General features: G+C 73.6%; 9 protein-coding genes. 3 read left to right on the forward strand and 6 right to left on the reverse strand.

Annotated features, from left to right (window positions below; genetic code table 11):
- Positions 1-90 precede the first annotated feature (90 nt).
- Complete coding sequence (locus JK361_RS04770; protein WP_201814383.1) at positions 91-7,875, reverse strand: type I polyketide synthase; 7,785 nt, start codon at positions 7,873-7,875, stop codon at positions 91-93.
- Between the two features lie 393 nt (positions 7,876-8,268).
- On the opposite strand from JK361_RS04770, the gene JK361_RS04775 reads away from it, so the two are divergent.
- Positions 8,269-9,096: a class I SAM-dependent methyltransferase gene (locus JK361_RS04775; RefSeq protein ID WP_201814384.1), complete on the forward strand. Its 828-nt coding sequence runs from the start codon at positions 8,269-8,271 to the stop codon at positions 9,094-9,096.
- Positions 9,097-9,108: 12 nt separating this feature from the next.
- On the opposite strand, the gene JK361_RS04780 is transcribed toward JK361_RS04775, so the two are convergent.
- From JK361_RS04780 to JK361_RS04795, 4 genes are all read right to left on the reverse strand, one after another.
- Positions 9,109-9,528 (reverse strand): MarR family winged helix-turn-helix transcriptional regulator, encoded by a 420-nt coding sequence (locus tag JK361_RS04780; RefSeq protein ID WP_201814385.1) that lies wholly within the window; start codon positions 9,526-9,528, stop codon positions 9,109-9,111.
- Positions 9,525-10,301, reverse strand: a complete 777-nt coding sequence (locus JK361_RS04785) for a 3-deoxy-7-phosphoheptulonate synthase (RefSeq protein WP_201814386.1) — start codon at positions 10,299-10,301, stop codon at positions 9,525-9,527. The genes JK361_RS04780 and JK361_RS04785 overlap by 4 nt, the downstream gene beginning before the upstream one ends.
- A gap of 85 nt (positions 10,302-10,386) precedes the next feature.
- Positions 10,387-12,618 carry an anthranilate synthase component I gene (locus tag JK361_RS04790; protein WP_201814387.1) on the reverse strand — a complete coding sequence of 744 codons (2,232 nt, stop codon included), beginning with the start codon at positions 12,616-12,618 and terminating at the stop codon, positions 10,387-10,389.
- An 88-nt stretch (positions 12,619-12,706) separates the two neighbouring features.
- Entirely contained in the window at positions 12,707-14,335 is a 1,629-nt protein-coding gene (locus JK361_RS04795; RefSeq protein ID WP_201814388.1) for an AMP-binding protein, read from the reverse strand.
- An 860-nt stretch (positions 14,336-15,195) separates the two neighbouring features.
- On the opposite strand from JK361_RS04795, the gene JK361_RS04800 reads away from it, so the two are divergent.
- The gene (locus JK361_RS04800; RefSeq protein ID WP_201814389.1) at positions 15,196-16,266 is read left to right on the forward strand and encodes an LLM class flavin-dependent oxidoreductase; all 1,071 of its coding nucleotides are present in this window, start codon (positions 15,196-15,198) and stop codon (positions 16,264-16,266) included.
- A gap of 63 nt (positions 16,267-16,329) precedes the next feature.
- Positions 16,330-16,836, forward strand: a complete 507-nt coding sequence (locus JK361_RS04805) for a flavin reductase family protein (RefSeq protein WP_201814390.1) — start codon at positions 16,330-16,332, stop codon at positions 16,834-16,836.
- Between the two features lie 29 nt (positions 16,837-16,865).
- Here JK361_RS04805 and JK361_RS04810 read toward each other — a convergent pair whose 3' ends face one another.
- Complete coding sequence (locus tag JK361_RS04810) at positions 16,866-17,867, reverse strand: LysR family transcriptional regulator (RefSeq protein ID WP_201814391.1); 1,002 nt, start codon at positions 17,865-17,867, stop codon at positions 16,866-16,868.
- Between the last annotated feature and the right edge of the window lie 207 nt (positions 17,868-18,074).

The raw sequence follows: 18,074 nt of genomic DNA on the forward strand, positions 1-18,074 counted from the left end.
CGCGCAGGGCATCGACGATTTTGTCCGGCGACGTGGCCATGGTCCCTCACTGATCGGTTGCCTTGGAACGAAGTTCTTCGCGGTGCGTTGCTACTCTTCGCCGAGCATGAGCCGCACCAGATCGTCGGCGTCCATCTCGTTTATCCGCTGCTCTGCTGCCATCAGTTCCTGCGCGCGTTCCCGCGCCCTCTCGTCTTCCGGTTCCGTTTCCGGCCGGGGCGTTTCCGTACCGTCCGCGAGCGCGGTTTCCAGCAGGAAATCGACCAGTTTCGCGAGCGAGGGCCGGTCGAAGATCACCGTGACCGGCAGCCGCAGACCGGTGTCCTCCTGGAGCCGGTTGCGCAGCTCCACCGCGATCACCGAGTCGACGCCCAGCTCCTTGAACGGTGAGCGGTCGCCGATCGCGTCCGGGTCGGCGTACCCGAGGACCGTCGCCACCTGGGCGCGGACCACCCGGGCGGCCTCCTCCCGGCGCCGCCCCGGATCCAGCTCCGCGAGCCGCCGCGCCCAGGTCCCGGACTCGCCGCCGGCCCCTTCCTGATCCGCCGACTCCGACTCCCTTACCGTCTCCCGGGCTTCGGGCACCTCGTCGAAGAACCGGCTCGGGCTCTTGGCGGTGAACGCCGCGTGGAACGTCGTCCAGTCCACGTCGGCGACGACCGGCGCGGCCACGTCGTCGTCCAGGCACCGCGCCAGCGCCCCGATCGCCCGCTCCGGGTCCAGCAGCCGTATGCCGCGCCGGACGATGGCCGCGTCCATGCCGTCGCGGGCCATCATCCCGTCGCCGGCCCAGGGGCCCCAGATCACCGAGGTGGCGGGCAGCCCCTGCGCCCTGCGGTACTCCGCGAGGGCGTCCTGGTAGGCGTTGGCCGCCGCGTAGCCGCCGTTGCCCGCGCTGCCCCACATCCCGGAGACGGACGAGAACAGCACGAACGCGTCCAGGTCCCGGGTGAGTTCGTGCAGATGCAGCGCGCCCTCGGCCTTCGCCCGGGCCACCTCCGCGAAGCGCTGCGGGGTGAGCGCGTCCAGCGGGACGTTCTCGATCAGACCGGCCGTGTGGACGACCGCCCGCACCGGGTGGCCTTCCGCTTCCAGCCCGGCCAGCAGCCCGGCCAGCGCCGCCCGGTCGGCGACGTCGCAGGCGCGGACGGTGACCCGGGCGCCGAGCGCGGTCAGTTCCCGGGTCAGCGCGTCGGCCCCGGGTGCCGCGGGCCCGCTGCGGCTGACCAGCACCAGATGCCCGGCGCCCTGCCCGGCCAGCCAGCGCGCGGCGTGCGCGCCGAGCGCGCCGGTGCCGCCCGTGACGAGCGTGGTGCCCCGCGGTGTCCACGACGGCCCGGTACGGCCGTCCCGCCGCGGCGCGCGGACCAGCCGGCGCACGAACACCCCGGCGTCGCGCACCGCGACCTGGTTCTCGCCCTCGCCCACGCCGGCCAGCACCGCGGGCAGCAGCCCGAGCACCGCGCCGTCCGGCTCGTCCGGCAGATCCACCAGCCCGCCCCAGCGCTCCGGCCACTCCACGGCGGCGACCCGGCCGAGGCCCCAGACCGCGGCCTGCGCCGGAGCGGTCACCCGGTCACCGGCACCCACTGCCACGGCGCCCTGCGTGACACACCACAGCCGTGCGTCCGTCCTGGCGTCGGCGAGCGCCTGGACCAGCGTCAGGGCCTCGCTCCCGGACTCCGCGGGACGGTCCGGCGAGCCCGGCGCCGGCAGCCACAGCACCCCGGCCGACGGAGCCCAGGCCCGCAGCCGTTCCGCCAGCTCGACCCGCCCGAGACCCGCGGGCACCGCCAGCACGGTGGCCTCGGCGCCGCCGCGGGCGAGGGCGTCCAGCAGGGCCGGCACCGGCCGCCGGTCCGGCGCATCCGCCGCGGCCTCCGGTACGACCACCAGCCACCGGCCGGACAGCGTGCCCAGCGGCGCCCGCGGCAGCGGCTGCCAGGAGACCCGGTACCGCCAGGAGTCCACCAGCTCCCGTTCGTCCTGGCGCCGGCGCCAGTCGGCCAGGGCCGGCAGCAGCGCCCGCAGGGTAGCCACCTCCGTGATGCCCGCCTCGGCGGCCAGCGCCTCCGCGTCCCCGCGCTCCACCACTTCCCAGAACCGGCGGTCCACCGCGCTCTCCGGCGCCGGGGCGGTCTTCGGCCCAGGCGCCGTCAGCCAGTACCGCTCGTGCTGGAAGGCGTAGGTGGGCAGCTCCGTCCGGGTCGCGCCGGAACCGGCGAACACCACCCGCCAGTCCACCGGCGCGCCCAGCGTGTACGCCTGCGCCAGCGAGGTCAGGAACCTCCGCGGCCCGCCCTCCCCGCGGCGCAGTGAGCCGACGACCGCACCGGACCCGCCGAGCGCGTCGATCGCCTCCTGGGCGCCCACGCTCAGTACGGGATGCGGGCTGATCTCGAACAGCAGGGTGTGGCCCCGCTTGAGGACCGTGCCCATGGCCTGCTCGAACTGCACCGGCTCCCGCAGGTTGCGGTACCAGTACCCGGCGTCCAGCTCGCGGGTGTCCAGCAGTTCCCCGGTCACCGTCGAGTAGAACGGCACCTCGCCCGCACGCGGCTCGATCCCGTCGAGCGCCTCCAGCAGGCGTTCCCGGATGGCCTCGACCTGGGCCGAGTGCGCCGCGTAGCTCACCGGGATCCGCTTGGCCCGGACATCCCGGGCGGTGCACACGGCGACCAGCTCTTCCAGCGCCGCGGGCTCACCCGAGACCACCACCGAGGAGGGCCCGTTGACCACGGCGAGGTCGAGGCGCTCGTCCCAGCAGGGCAGGGCGCGCACCCCCTCCGCCGACAGCGCCACCGACACCATCCCGCCGAGGCCGGAGATCGCGGTCAGTGCCTGGCTGCGCAGGGCCACGATCCGGGCCGCGTCCGGCAGCGAGAGTCCGCCCGCGACACAGGCCGCCGCGATCTCGCCCTGGCTGTGCCCGACCACCGCGGTCGGCCGCACCCCGTACGACTCCCAAAGCCGCGCCAGCGACACCATCACCGCGAACAGCACCGGCTGCACGACGTCGACCCGGTCCAGACCCGGCGCGCCCGGCACCGCGCGCAGCACGTCCAGCAGCGACCAGTCGGTGACGGCGTCGAGCGCCGCCGCGCACTCGTGCATCCGCTCCCGGAACACCGAGGAGGAGTCCAGCAGTTCCACCGCCATGCCCGCCCACTGCGCACCCTGGCCCGGGAAGACGAACACCCGCTCCGCGTCGCCGGCGGCACGGCCCTGGACGACCGCCTCCGCCGGGGCGTTGCGCGCCAGCGTGTCCAGGGCGGCCTCCAGCGCGGGCCGGTCGTCGCCGATCAGCACGGCGCGGTGCGCGAAGGCGGCCCGGGTGGTGGCCAGGGAGAGGCCCACGTCGGCGGCGCCGGGTGCGGCCTGCCCGTCGAGATGGGCGCGCAGGGCGGCCGCCTGTGCGCGCAGCGCCTGCGGGGTCTTCGCGGACAGCGGCCACAGGACCGGTCCGGCGGGGGCGTCCACGGCCTCGAAGGGCGCCCCGGGGTCCGACAGCGCCTCGGCGGCCTCGGGCTCCTCGGGTGCCTCCTCCAGGATGGCGTGGACGTTCGTGCCGCTGATCCCGAATGAGGAGACGCCCGCCCGGCGCGCCCGGCTGCCGCGCGGCCAGGGCACACCGTCCGTGAGCAGCGCCACCGCGCCCGCGGACCAGTCGACATGCGGGGTCGGCGCTTCGATGTGCAGGCTGGCCGGCAGCCGCCCGTGGCGCAGCGCCATCACCATCTTGATCACCCCGGCGATGCCCGCGGCCGCCTGGGTGTGCCCGATGTTGGACTTCACCGAGCCCAGCCACAGCGGCTGGTCACCGGCGCGGTCCCGGCCGTACGTGGCCACGAGCGCCTGTGCCTCGATCGGGTCGCCGAGCCGGGTGCCCGTACCGTGCGCCTCGACCACGTCGACGTCCCGCGGGGTCAGCCGGGCGTTCGCCAGCGCCTGCCGGATCACCCGCTCCTGCGACGGCCCGTTCGGAGCGGTCAGGCCGTTGCTGGCGCCGTCCTGGTTGACCGCCGAGCCGCGCAGCAGCGCGAGCACCCGGTGCCCGTGGCGCCGGGCGTCTGACAGCCGCTCCAGCACCACCATGCCGGCGCCCTCGCTCCAGCCGGTACCGTCGGCCGCGGCGGCGAACGGCTTGCAGCGGCCGTCCGGCGCCAGCCCGTGCTGCTGGGCGAACTCCACGAACATGCCCGGCGTCGCCAGCACCGTCACCCCACCGGCCAGCGCCATGGTGCACTCGCCCTGTTGCAGGGCGCGGCTCGCCATGTGCAGCGCGGTCAGGGAGGAGGAGCAGGCGGTGTCCACGGTGACCGCGGGACCCTCCAGGCCGAGACTGTAGGCCACCCGCCCGGAGATGACGCTGGCCGTGTTGCCGGTCAGCACATAACCCTGCCCGCCCTCGGCCGGCTCGCCCAGCCGGGGGCCGTAGTCCTGTGCGGTCGCGCCCGCGAACACCCCGACCCGGGTGCCGCGCAGCGCGGTGGGGTCGACCCCCGCCCGCTCCAGCGCCTCCCACGCCGTCTCCAGCACCAGCCGCTGCTGCGGGTCCATGGCGAGCGCTTCCCGCGGGCTGATGCCGAAGAAGCCCGCGTCGAACGCGGCCGCGTCGTAGAGGAACCCGCCCTCCTGGGCGTAGCGGATGTCCGGGTTCTCCGGGTCGTGCAGTTCGGTGCGGGGCCAGCCGCGGTCGGTGGGGAAGCCGGAGATCGCGTCCTTGCCGGCGGCGACGAGCTGCCACAGGTCCTCGGGCGAGCGCACCCCGCCGGGGAACCGGCAGCCCATGCCGACGATCGCGATGGGTTCGCCGTCGGCGGCCGCCGCCTGCGGGGTGTCGTCCGCCGGCTGCTCGCCCGTCGACCGGGCGCGCAGGAAGCGCACCAGCTCGTCCGGTGTCGGGTAGTTGTAGATGAGGGTGGGGGGCAGGTCGGTCAGACCGGTCGCCTCGACCACCCGGTCCCGGAACTCGACCGCCGTCAGCGAGTCGAATCCCAGCTCCTTGAAGGTCCGTCCGGTGTCCACGGTGTCGGCCGAGAAGTGGCCGAGCACCGTCGCCACACTCGCCCGTACCAGCTCCGGCAGGTCCGCCGCCGGATCCGCGCCCGCCGGTTCCCGCGGGGTCCGCCCGGGCGCGGGCAGGGCCTGGGCCGGTTCCCTCGGCGCCCGGTCCGGCGCGGGCGGGGCCTCGGCCGGGACCGGCCCGGGGCCGCCCGCCGCGTCGAACCAGTAGGACGCGCGCTGGAAGGCGTACGTGGGCAGGTCGACCCGCTCCTCGGCCCAGCCGGTGAGCGGCGCCCAGTCCACCGGCGCCCCGCGGACGAACGCCTCGGCGAGCGCCGCGACGACGGTGTGCTCCTCGGGCCGGCCGTCCCGCAGCAGGGGGACGACCGAGGCGCCCGGCAGCCCGTCCTCGGTGGCCAGGCCTTCCCGGGTCATCGCGGTCAGCCCGCCGGGCCCCAGCTCCAGACAGCAGGTGACACCCTCGGCGCGCAGCAGGCGGACCCCGTCGAGGTAGCGCACGCAGGCCCGAATGTGCCGGGCCCAGTAGTCGGGTGAGCCCAGTTCGGCGGCGGTGGCGATCCGGCCGGTGACGTCGGAGACCACCGGGATCCGCGGCGCGGAGTAGTCCAGCCCCGCGGCCACCTCGCGGAACTCGTCCAGCACGCCGTCCATGTGCGGCGAGTGGAAGGCATGGCTCACCCGCAGCCGCTTGGTCCTGCGGCCGTCGGCCGCGAACCGGGCGGCGACGGCCGCGGCGGCGTCCCGGTCGCCGGAGACGACCGTGGTCCGGGGGCCGTTGAGGGCGGCGATCGACACCAGATGCTCGTCGTCGGGCAGCGCGGCCCGTACCTCCCGCTCGTCGGCCTCGATCGCGATCATCGCGCCGCCCTCGGTGGCCTGCTGCATCAGCCGACCGCGCGCCGCGACCAGGGTGCAGGCGTCGGCGAGGGAGAACACCCCGGCGACATGCGCGGCGGCCAGCTCGCCGATGGAGTGGCCGAGGAGGACGTCGGGGCGCAGCCCGCACCGCTCCACCAGCCGGAACAGCGCGACCTCCACCGCGAACAGCGCGGCCTGGGTGAAGCGGGTCTCGTCGAGCAGCTCCGCCTCGGGCGTGCCCGGGTCGGCGAAGAGCAACTCCTTCAAGGGACGCGGCAGATGGGGATCCAGCTCCGCGCACACCTCGTCCAGGGCGGCGGCGAACGCCGGGACCGTGGCGCACAGCCGGCGTCCCATGCCGGGCCGCTGGCTGCCCTGTCCGCTGAACAGGAACGCCGTACGGCCAGCGCCCCGGGCCGTGCCGCGCACCACGTTCGGCGCGGAGACACCGCGGGCGAGCGCCGCCAGACCGCCCAGCAGGTCACCGGTGCCGTCGCCCAGCACGACGGCGCGTTCCTCGAACGCGGTGCGCCGGGCGGCAAGGGAGAACCCGACGCCCGCCGGGCTCAGTTCCGGGCGGCCGGCGACATGCGCGTGCAGCCGCTCCGCCTGGGCGCGCACCGCGGCGGCCGAGCGCCCGGAGACCACCCACGGCAGCGGCGAGAACGCCCCCGGTGTCCGCGCGGGAGCCGCCTCGCCCACCGGCACGTCCTCGGAGAGCACCACATGGCAGTTGGTGCCGCCCATGCCGAACGAGCTGACGCCTGCCCGCAGCGGCGCGTCCTCGCGCGGCCAGCCGGTCAGCTCCGTCTGCACCCGCAGCCGCAACTCCTCGAAGGGGATCCGCGGGTTCGGGGTACGGAAGTTGAGGCTCGGGGGCAGCTCCCGGTGGCTGATGCCGAGGGCCGTCTTGATGAGCCCGGCGACACCGGCCGCGGCCTCCAGGTGCCCGATGTTGGTCTTCACCGAGCCCACCAGCAGCGGTGCGTCCGGCTCCCGCCCGGGGCCGAACACCGCGCCCAGCGCGGCCGACTCCAGCGGGTCGCCCTTCTTCGTCCCGGTGCCGTGCAGCTCGACGTAGCTCACCTCGGCCGGGTCGACACCCGCCCGCTCGTACGCCGCGCGCAGCACCTCCTCCTGCGCCCGGGCGTTGGGCACGGTGAGCCCCTCGCTCGCCCCGTCGTTGTTCATCGCCGTGCCGTCGATCACGCAGTAGATCCGGTCGCGGTCGGCGAGCGCGCGGGAGAGCGGCTTGAGGACGACCAGACCGGCGCCCTCACCCCGCACATAGCCGTTGGCGCGCGCGTCGAAGGTGAAGCAGCGGCCGTCCGAGGACAGCCCGCCGAACGTCTCGGAGTGCCGGGTGCTCTCCGGCGCGAGGTTGAGGTTCACCCCGCCCGCGAGCGCCAGGGCCGCCTCGCCCCGCCGCAGACTCTCGCAGGCCAGGTGCACCGCGACCAGTGAGGACGACTGCCCGGTGTCGAGCGCCATGCTCGGACCGCGCAGATCCAGGGTGTACGACACCCGGTTGGCGATGATGCTGCGGTGCAGGCCGGTCATGCTGTGCCGGCCGGCCGCGTCCGTGCCGCCGCGCCGCACCGCGGTGGCGTAGTCGTCCCACATGACGCCCACGAAGACACCGGTGCTGCTGCCGCTCAGCTCCGCCGGGACGACACCGGCGTCCTCCAGCGCCTCCCAGCTCAGTTCCAGCATCAGCCGCTGCTGCGGATCCATGGCCGCGGCTTCCCGGGGCGATATGCCGAAGAATTCTGGGTCGAACTGGTCGACCTGGTCGAGAAATCCACCCGCGGCGGCATCGAGCCCACGCCCGGCCGGGGCCTGCGATACGGCGTCGGTGCCCTCGCGCAGCAGCGTCCAGAAGGCCTCGGGGTTCGGCGCGCCAGGGAATCGGCAGGACAGTCCGACAATGGCGACGGGTTCGCCGGTCACGCTGGTGCGGTCAGCTGCGAATGGCCGGGCGGTGCGCATGAAACTCCCGAAAGTCCGACGGCCGAGAAATGGGCTGGAAGAGTGCGGAAGAAGGGACGGAGAGGGGACCGGGATATGGGGCCGCGCCCTCGTGGTGCGCAGCCGCTCATGGTGGCGGAGCGTGTCCGCCCGCCGGTGCAGAGTGCCTGATGGCATCAGGCGCAGTCAGTAGACACCGACGCTCCGTGAACTGTCCAATAACATCTCCCATGACATCGATAACCCGCCTTATGAGCGTCGTGTTCAACGCGGACGAAACAGCCCGGAAATGGAGCGGAATAGATACTCCGAGTGGGTCGAGTAGTGCGTTGACAAACGGAGTTCACTGTTTGTAGCGTCCGAGCTGCGGTGTGCGTGCACCGGTCGGGGAAATAACGGAAGGGCATATCAGGGATGGCCGAACAGCGAATACCCACGGCGGCGGATGTCGGCAACATGTACGATCAGTCGACGGATCTTCTCTCCGAAGTGATGGGGGGAAATATCCACCTCGGTTACTGGCACAGTGACGAGGACGACGCATCGGTCGAGCAGGCCACCGACACCCTGACCGACATGGTCGCCGAGCGGCTGGGACTCTCCTCGGGCCTCAGAGTGCTGGACGTCGGCTGCGGCAGTGGCAAGCCGGCCGTCCGGATCGCTGGCCGGTGGGACGTCCACGTCACCGGCATCACCATCAGCGCCCAGCAGGCGGAGACGGCCGGCGCCCGGCCCGAGGTCGGCGAGAACAGCGGCCAGGTGGCCTTCCAGCAGGGCGACGGCATGGCCCTGCCCTTCGGCGATGCGCAGTTCGACGGCGTCTACGCCATCGAGTCCTTCCTGCACATGTCCGACCGCGGCAAGGCCATCGCCGAGGCGGCGCGGGTGCTGCGCCCCGGGGGCACGCTGGTCACGGCGAACCCGTACCAGCAGGGCGAACTGGACGAGCGGGAGGCCGAGATCGTCGCGGCGAACCGCCGGCTCTTCCAGATCCCGCCGCTCGGTGACGCCGGCACATACGTCGCCCACATGGAGAACGCGGGCCTGAAGGTCGTCGAGGTGCTGGACATCGGCGAGAACGTGCGGCGCAGCCACACGCTGGCCGCGGCCGCCATCCGGCAGGCCACCGAGACCTTCGACGACGCGTTCACCGAGCAGCTCACCGAGGCCGCCGACATCATCGAACGCTTCGGGGACCTGCCGCAGGTCGGCTACGGCATCATCGTCGCCCGCAAGCTCTGACGCGCAGCCCGGTCAGGACAGGATCCGGCGCAGCAGATCCCGTAGCAGCGCCCGGTCCTGTTCGGGCAGCGCGGCCAGCGGTTCGCGGGCGAAGTCCAGCGAGGCGTGCAACTGCCCGGCGGTGGACCGGCCCGCGTCCGTGGCGACGACCAGCTTGACCCGGCGGTCGGCGGGGTCGGGCCGGCGCTGCACCAGACCGCGGGCCTCCAGGCGGTCCACCAGCCCCGTCACATTGGACGGTTCGCACTTGAGCTGCTCGGCGATCCTGCGCATCGGCAGCGGGCCGTGCGACAGCAGCGCGAGCAGCCGCGCCTGGGAGCCGGAGAGCCGGTGCACGGCCGCGGCCGCCTCGTACTCGCCGTAGAAACGGGACACCATCGTGCCGATGAGGTCGATGACCTCCAGGGTCAGCGGGGACCTGGCTAACGTCATTTCGCCAGCCTAACCATGCAGTTGACGGACTGTCCGGCGTCAGTACAGTTCGGCCATCGCGAAGGCCAGATCCAGCGCCTGCTCATGGCCGAGGCGGGAACCGGCCAACTCCAGGCGGACCCCGCACGGATGGGTGCCGAGGGCGCGGTGCACCTCGAAGAAGCCGCCGATCTCGTCCAGCACCCGGGCGGGCGTCCCGTCGGCGGGTTGCGATGCCCGCGGCGTAGGCCATATGCGGCCCGTCGGGTGTGCCCGTCGAGGCAGAGCAGATGGCCGGACAGCCCGTACCGGCCGCCGCGCTCGGCGGTCCGGGTCAGCGCGGTCTCGTACGCCATGTCCCGCGCCTCGTGACCGGTGAAGAACTCCGCCCTGCGCAGCGCCTCCGGCGTCGCACCGCAGGCCTCCATGAAGCGGATCGCCGCGGCGATCCGCCGGGTCAGGCGGGTGTGCCGGGCACGCGCGGGGGAGCGCGCCACGAAGTCCTGGATCTCTTGGTGCACCCGCCGTACGTCGGTGTGGTGTCCGGCGGTGATCCCGCGCAGCAGGTTCAGCGCCGCGGCCGTGGCATGGTACGTCCGCCGCGCCGGCGCCCCGTCGCCGAGCGGCCCGACCACCTTCACGACCGGACGCGCACCCGCGTAGGACAGTACAACGGCCATCCGCAGCAGCGTCCCGAACGCCTCGGCGACCTGCCCGCCCGCGACGTCGTCCGCGGCCGGCAGGAACGCCTCGCCCTGCTGGCCGCGGCGAGCCGCTCCCGCAACCGGTCGCACTCGCCGGGCAGCAGCAGCGGCGGCCACCCCGCCGGCTCGGCGAGCGCGGCATCGACCCCGCCCATCAGCCGGCCGGGTGGGGCGGTCACGAGCGGGGTCCGGTCACCGAGGCGGCCGTGCGGCCGCGGATGAGGGAGGTCACGGCGCCCGCGACCACCAGATGACCGCTCCGCCCGCCCGCCGACATGATCGACTCGGGGTGGAACTGCACCGCGGCCAGCGGCCGTTCACGGTGCTCGACCGCCATCACCACGCCGTCACAGGTCTCCGCGGTCACCCGCAGCTCCGCCGGCATCTGCGCCGCGCTGGCGTACAGCGAGTGGTACCGGCCCACCGTGAACTCCCGGGGCAGCCCGGCCAGCAGTCGGCTGTCCCCCGCGGTCACCCGGACCCGGGACGGCTTGCCGTGCACCGGCCGGTCCAGCACCCCGAGGGTGCCGCCGAAGTACTCGACGAGCCCTTGCAGGCCCAGGCAGACCCCGAACACCGGCAGGTCCAGCCGCTCCGCCTCGGCGAGCGTCGCGCTCAGCCCGAAGTCGGCGGGGCGGCCCGGCCCCGGCGAGAGCACCAGCAGATCGGGCCGTTCCCGCGCCAGCACCGGCAGATGCCCGGGGCTGCGGTACGTCGTCACACTCGCGCCGGTCTGCCGCAGATAGTCCGCCAGGCAGTGTGCGAACGAGTCACGGTGATCCACCATCAGGATCCGCAGCCCCTCGCCCGGACGGTCCGGGCCCACGGCCAGCGGCCCTGGACCGGAGTGCGGCAAGGGCACGGTGAGCACGTCGAGCAGCGCCCGCGCCTTCAGCTCGGTCTCGGCCTCCTCCGCCTGCGGCGAGGAGTCGTACAGCAGGGTCGCCCCGGCCCGCACCGTCGCCACCCCGTCCCGCACCTGGATGGTGCGCAGAGTCAGCACCGTGTCCAGCGTGCCGTCGAAGGCCAGGCAGCCCACCGCGCCCGCGTACCAGCGGCGCGGCGAGCGCTCCGCCCACTCGATGAACTCGACCGCCGCCAGCTTGGGCGCCCCGGTGACGGTCACCGCCCACAGATGGGCGAGAAAGCCGTCCAGGGCGTCCCGGCCCGAGGCGAGCACCCCGCGCACCCGGTCCACGGTGTGGATGAGCGTCGCGTACTTCTCGATCCGCCGCCGCGCCGTGACCTGCACCGAACCCGGCACACAGACCCGCGCCTTGTCGTTGCGGTCGACATCCGTGCACATGGTCAGCTCCGACTCCTGCTTGACGGAGCCGAGCAGTTCCCGCACGCGTTCGGCGTCCTCCAGGGCGTCGCGGCCCCGCCGGACGGTCCCGCTGATCGGCGCGGACTCCACCACCAGCCGGTCGCCGAGCCCGGCCGGGTCGCCCTCGCGCCGCACCCGTACGAACATCTCCGGTGAGGCGCCGATCAGATACTCGCCCTCCCCGAGGTTGGCCAGCAGGCTGTGCGGAGCGGGGCTGGTCTCGCGCAGCCGACGGAAGAGCACGGAGGGCGGCTCGGCGCAGGCTCGGCGGAACATCTGGCCGGGCACCACCTCGAACAGGTCGCCGGAGCGGAACAGCTCCTTGGCCCGCACGACCACCTCGGCGTACTCACCGGGCGCGTGGTCGCGCAGCCGGCCGGGGGAACCGGGAACGAACGGCGCGCCCTCCGTGGTGCGCTCCAGCCCCTCGGTGCTCGCGCCCTGTGCGCTGAACTCGTAGACGTACCGCAGCGCCTCATCCCGGCGCAGATCCAGCTCGTAGATCTCGTCCGGCAGATGCAGCACCAGGTCGCGGTCGTCCGGGTCGCGCACCTGGTGCAGCTCGACGGGCTCCACCTGGAACAGCAGGTCGTAGCCGAACGCGCCGTACAGGCCCAGCAGTTGGTCATCGGATCCCGCCATGGCCGCGAGCAGTGCGCGCACCGCCTGGAACACACCGGCGTGCGCGGTACGGTCCTCCTCCGCGAAGACCCCGCCGGGCCCCGGCGCCCGTCCCACGACCTGGCCGGCGTCGGCCGACCACTCGGTCAGCGCCGGCTCCAGCGCCGCCCGCAGCGCGGGAAGCAGCACGCGGCCCCGGGAGTTGAGCGCCCGTACGGCCACCCGGTCACCGCGCACACTCACCTCGACCGGCGGATCGGCATAGCCGATGACCAGGTCGTCACCGCAGTACCGCAGCATGCCGCGCCGCTGGTCGAGCCTGTTCTCCAGCCGGGCGCGCGCGAGCCGGGCCGGACCGGCCGGCCGCACCGAGCGGTGCACGCTCACCCCGGCGGGCGTTGTCCACCGTGCCGTGCGCCGGTCGGGCCAAGAGGTGCCGACGGCGTCCGTCAGCGACATGAGAACTCACCTGCCTGAAAGAACCGAAAAAGAAGAAAGGGCGGGACGGCACGCGACCGGCGGAACGGATGCGCGGAAGCCGGGCCGGTCAGGGACGGTCCACCGGCACGCCCGCGCGCAGCACATGGCGCTGGAGCTTCCCGGTGGCGCCGACCGGCAGCGCGGCGACGAACTCCACGAGCCGCGGATACTTGTACGGGGCTATCTCCGATTTGACGAACTCCTGGATGTCCCGGGCGAGTTGCTTGCTCGGCTCGACCCCGGGCGCCGGCACCACGAAGCTCTTGACGACCGAGCCGCGCTCCGCGTCGGGCACGCCGACCACCCCGCAGTCGAGGACGGCCGGATGGCGCAGCACCGCCTGCTCGACCTCGGGGGCGGCGATGTTGTAGCCGGCGGTGACGATCACGTCGTCGGCGCGGGCCTGGTAACGGAAGTAGCCGTCGGCGTCGCGGACGTAGATGTCACCGGTGATGTTCCAGCCGTGCTGCACCTGGGCGCGCTGCCGGTCGTCGCTGAGGTAGCGGCACCCGGTCGGCCCCTGCACCGCGAGCCGCCCCGGCACGCCGTCCGGCAGCACGGCGCCTTTCTCGTCGACCACCCGGGCCCGGAAACCGGGCACCGGCCGGCCGGTCCAGCCCGGCCGGATGTCGTCGTCGGCGGCCGAGATGAAGACGTGCAGCATCTCCGTGGAGCCGATGCCCTCGATGATCCGATGGCCGGTGGCCCGCTCGAAGGCGTGCCAGGTGTCGGCCGGCAGCGCTTCCCCGGCCGACACACAGCGCCGCAGGGACCGCAGATCGTAGGTGTCGATCCGGGGCAGCGCCGTCCGGTAGGCGGTGGGTGCGGTGAACAGCACGGTGACGCCGTGCCGGCCCACCGCGGTGAACAGCTCCTCCGGGGTGGCCTTCTCCAGCAGCAGCGCCGACGCCCCCGCCCGCAGCGGGAAGACCAGCAGTCCGCCCAGGCCGAAGGTGAAGGCGAGCGGCGGGCTGCCGCCGAACAGGTCGTCGGGCCGGGGCCGCAGCACCCGCGCCGAGAAGGTGTCCGCGATGGCCAGCACGTCGCGGTGGAAGTGCATCGTCGCCTTGGGCCGCCCGCTGGTGCCCGAGGTGAACGCGATCAGGGCGACGTCGTCCGCGGCCGTCGGCACCGCGGCGAACTCCGCGGCCTTGCTCTCGGCGCGCCGGTTCAGCTCGCTCCCGGCGTCCCCGTACTCCATGACTCGCAGCCCCGGCGGCCCGGCCCGCTCCAGCTCGTCGGTGTAGCCGCGGTGGCACAGGGCGAGGCCGATGCGGGCCTTGGCCGCGATATCGCGCAGCTCCGTGGCGCGCAGCAGCGCCATAGTCGTCACCGCCACCCCGCCCGCCTTCAGCACGGCGAGCCAACAGGCGGCCAGCCAGGGTGAGTTGGGTCCGCGCAGCAGCACGCGGTTGCCTGGCACCAGGCCGTGGTCCTCGGTCAGCACCCGGGCGATCCGGTCGACATGCTCCCGCAGCAGCCCGTACGACCAGACCTGGCCGGACCCGGCGCGCAGGGCGGGCCGCTGCGCGCCGAACCGCGCGATGGTCGCGTCCAGCAGCTCCTCCGCGCAGTTGAGCCGCCGGGGATAGCGCAGCTCGGGCAGGTCGAAGACCAGCTCGGGCCACTCCTGCCGCGGCGGCAGACTGTCGCGGGGGAAGGTGTCCAGATGCGCGGACGGTGCCAGTGGTTGCAACGTCGCTCCTCCGTCAGGGGCCCCGCCGCGGAGACATGCCGTTTCTCTGTCTGGGCTCCGCGTGCCGGGGCTTCCGGTGAGCCCATGCTGAAGGCGCACCGTCCCCCGCGTCCTGGCCGTGGCACCTTCCTGCACCTTCGGGCAGGGGGGTGGCACTGGGCCGCCCCGGCGGAGTACAGGCCCGCGGGGACGCGCCCCGGCTCAGCCGCGCAGCCGCAGCGCGATGTCGAGCGCGGGCGCGGAGTGGGTGAGCGAGCCCACCCCTCGGCGCAGGCGACGGACAGCACGGCCTCCACGACCCGCAGCCCCGCCACCACCCCGTCCTGCCGGGCGGTGAAGTCGCCCACCAGGACGGCGCTTTCGGGTTCGAGGGCGGCCGTGGCCCGGTCCACCCCGGGGCCGGTCTCCTCCCGGCCACCCGGCGCGCGATCTCCTCTACGTGCTCGGGGACGAGTCCGGCCCGCGCGAGCAGCGCCGCGCGATCAGGATCCAGCCCGCACGCGGGCCGGCGGTCGGTACAGGCGAGGACGGAAGTGTTCACGACCACCGCTTCAAAAGGACGCCGACGGGACGCCCCGACGTTGCCACCGGTCGGCCCCAATCCCCTTGCCAGGCATAGGAATTGACTCGAAGGCGGGGGGAGAGGGCAGCGGAGGGATCAGATCCCTTATCGAGGTGATAGCGCACCCTATTTGACGGCCCTCGCGGCCGGTTGCCACAGTTGCCTGGCTTGAGCGGCGGGATCCGCAGTGCCTCGCGGACCCCTTCGGAGCCGATTGCCGCCGCACGGTGAGACCGCTGGCCGTCTCGTCGCCTCACCCTCTGCCCACGACGGCACAACCTTCCCTCAGGAGCGTCCCGTGGACTTCGGTCTGAACTTTTTCCCGGTCTTCACACCTGATCACAAGTCCGCCTCCCAGTTCTATCGCGAGGCCATCGCGTTGAGTCAGATCGCGGAGGAGTACGGCTTCGAGCACGTACAGACCGTCGAGCACTACGGCACCCCGTACGGCGGCTACAGCCCGGACCCGGTGACCCTGCTCTCCGCGATCGCCGCCCGCACCAAGACCATCCGGGTCGCCACCGGCGCCGTCATCCCCGCCTTCTCCCACCCCCTCCAGCTCGCCAGCAAGCTCGCGATGCTGGACAACATCTCCGAGGGACGCCTGGACGTCGGCTTCGGCCGGGCCTGGCTGCCCCAGGAGTTCGAGTGGCTGGGCGTGTCCATCGACGAGAGCCGCCGCCGCTTCAGCGAGGGCATCGAGGCCTGCCGCCGGCTGTGGACCGAGGAGAACGTCGTCTTCGAGGGCGAGTTCCACTCCTTCGGACCGGTCACGCTGTCGCCCCGCCCCTACCAGCAGTCCGGCCCGCCGGTGTTCGTGGCCTCCGCCTCCAGCCCCGAGTCCTGTGCCGCGGCCGGCCAGGCCGGCTACCACCTCCAGATCGTGCCGACGATCGTCAGCCCCGAGACCGTGGTGGAGATGCTCACCGCCTACCGCAAGGGCTGGGCGGACGCCGGCCACCGGGCGGGCGCGGCGCGCATCCAGCTCAAGTACAACTGCTACCTCTCCGACGACCGCGACGAGGCGCTCCGCCGCGGCGAGGAGATGGAGAACAACCACGTCGTGCTGATGTCCCAGGCCGCCGAGGGCTGGCTGCGCAAGAGTTCGGACCAGTACAAGGGGTACGACAAGCTCGTCGACAAGGCGCGCGAGTACGACTTCGGCAAGGCGCTCAGCGACGGCAGGATCCTGGCCGGCAACACGGACGACGTGGTGCGCCAGCTGGACGCCACCCGGGAGAAGTACAGCGACGACCTGTGCGTCAGCATCCAGGTCAACTCCGGCTACACCGACTTCCGCGAGTCGGAGCGCACGCTGCGCCTGTTCGCCGAGCAGGTGGCCCCCCGGTTCCGCCCTGCCGCTCGCTGACCGCCCGCGGCGAAGCCGCCGGGCCGCCAGGTGCTCATCCCGTCGACGAATGCGAGGTGGACCGTGCTTGATTCGCAGATGTCCGTGGTGGAACCCGAGACGTTCCGCGACGCGATGAGCAGCCTGGCGTCCGGTGTCGCCGTGGTGACCGCCGCCGGCCTCGAGGGCGGCCCGTGCGGGCTGCTGGTGTCCTCGCTGTGCTCCTACAGCGCGACACCGCCGTCGGTGCTGCTGGCGATCGACCGGCGGTCACGCTCCTGCACACCGCTGCTCGCGGCCGAGGAGTTCGGCATCCATCTGCTGCACGCCGGACAGGGCGCGGCCGCGGCGGCGTTCGCGAGCCGCGCCGGCCACAAGTTCGCCGGGCAGCAGTGGTCCTGGGACGGACCGGTGCCCCGGCTGGCCGACGCGCTGGTGTATCTGCGCTGCCTGCGGGCCCGGGTGGTCGAACACGGCGACCACGCGGTCCTGATCGGGGACGTGACCCGCTGCGAGGCCGCGCCGGGCGAACCGCTCGTCTACTTCCGGCGCGCCCTCGACTGGCAGCTGACCGCCCCCGACCGCCCCTGATCCCCGGCCGGGTCCGGCGGTCCGGCGCGTCAGTTCCAGCCGCGGCCGCAGGCGAGAAGCCTGCTCTGGGCGGCGGCGACCTGCGGACGGGAGACCGCGTCCCCCTCACGGGTCGCCAGATACATGGTGGTGATCGGCGGTATCTCGGGGGCGAGCAGCGGGACGAGCGTGCCGCGGGCGAAGTCGTCGGCGCACAGGTACGTCGGGACCACGGCGATGCCGATCGACGCCCGGAGCGCGGCCAGCACCGCCCGGTGGTCCGGCACCACCACATCCGGCGCACTGGGCGCCGGCCGGTGGAAGACCGACCACCAGTAGTGGTCGATCAGCGGCGCCGACTCGGCGTAGGCGACCAGCGGCCGCTCGGCCAGCACCTCCGGCGCACCGCCGGCCACCAGCTCGGGCCGCAGGGTGCGGGCCAGCTCGGGCGAGGCGACCAGGCTGCACTCCTCGTCGTACAGGGGCAGTGCGGTGACACCTGTCAGCCGGGGCCGTACCCGGACGACGATCACATCGAGTTCGCCCGCGGCCAGCTGGGGCAGCAGGACGTCGGAGAGGGCGAGGGTGGTGCGCAGCTGGAGGCCGTCCCCGAGCATGTCGGCGAGGGCGGGCAGGATCCGCTCGCCGATCAGGTCGCTGGGCGCGCCCAGCCGCAGCGGGCGGGCCGGACCGTCGGTGCCGAAGTAGCGCTGGAGCACGAAGTCCAGGGCGTCGACCGCGCCCTCGGCGTCCCTGGCCAGCGACTCGGCGGCCGGGGTCGGCCGGGAGCCGGTGGCGTGCCGGACGAACAGCGGCACGCCCACCCGTTCCTCGAGCATCCGGATCTGCTGGGTGACGGCGGGCTGGGAGATGCGCAGCCGCTGGGCGGCCTTGCCGAAGGAGCCGGTGCGGTAGACCTCGACAAAGGTCCGTAACAGGGCCGGGTTGAGCGGCCCTGTCTCCTCTTTGCAGGCGGTGGCCGCCGCGTGGCGGTGTGTGTGCGGCTCCGGGGCGCGGCGGTGGGCCGTGGTCGTGACGCGTGCTGAGGGCATGTGGGACTCCCTGTGTTCAGCCGGGCGGACGGTGGGGGGTGAGTACCGGGAGCCGGACGGCCCCCAAGAGGCTGCTGCGGCATCGGATCGGTGCCCGGCGCGCGGTCCAGCCGGTGAGCGAGGCGCGGGCCTTCCGGTCCGGGTGAGCGGCGGCCGGCTCCGGCCCGGAGGACCAGGGCGCGGACGCGCCGCGGCCGGGGCCGCCGA

This window comes from Streptomyces musisoli (assembly GCF_016741855.1).
Lineage (GTDB): Bacteria > Actinomycetota > Actinomycetes > Streptomycetales > Streptomycetaceae > Streptomyces > Streptomyces musisoli.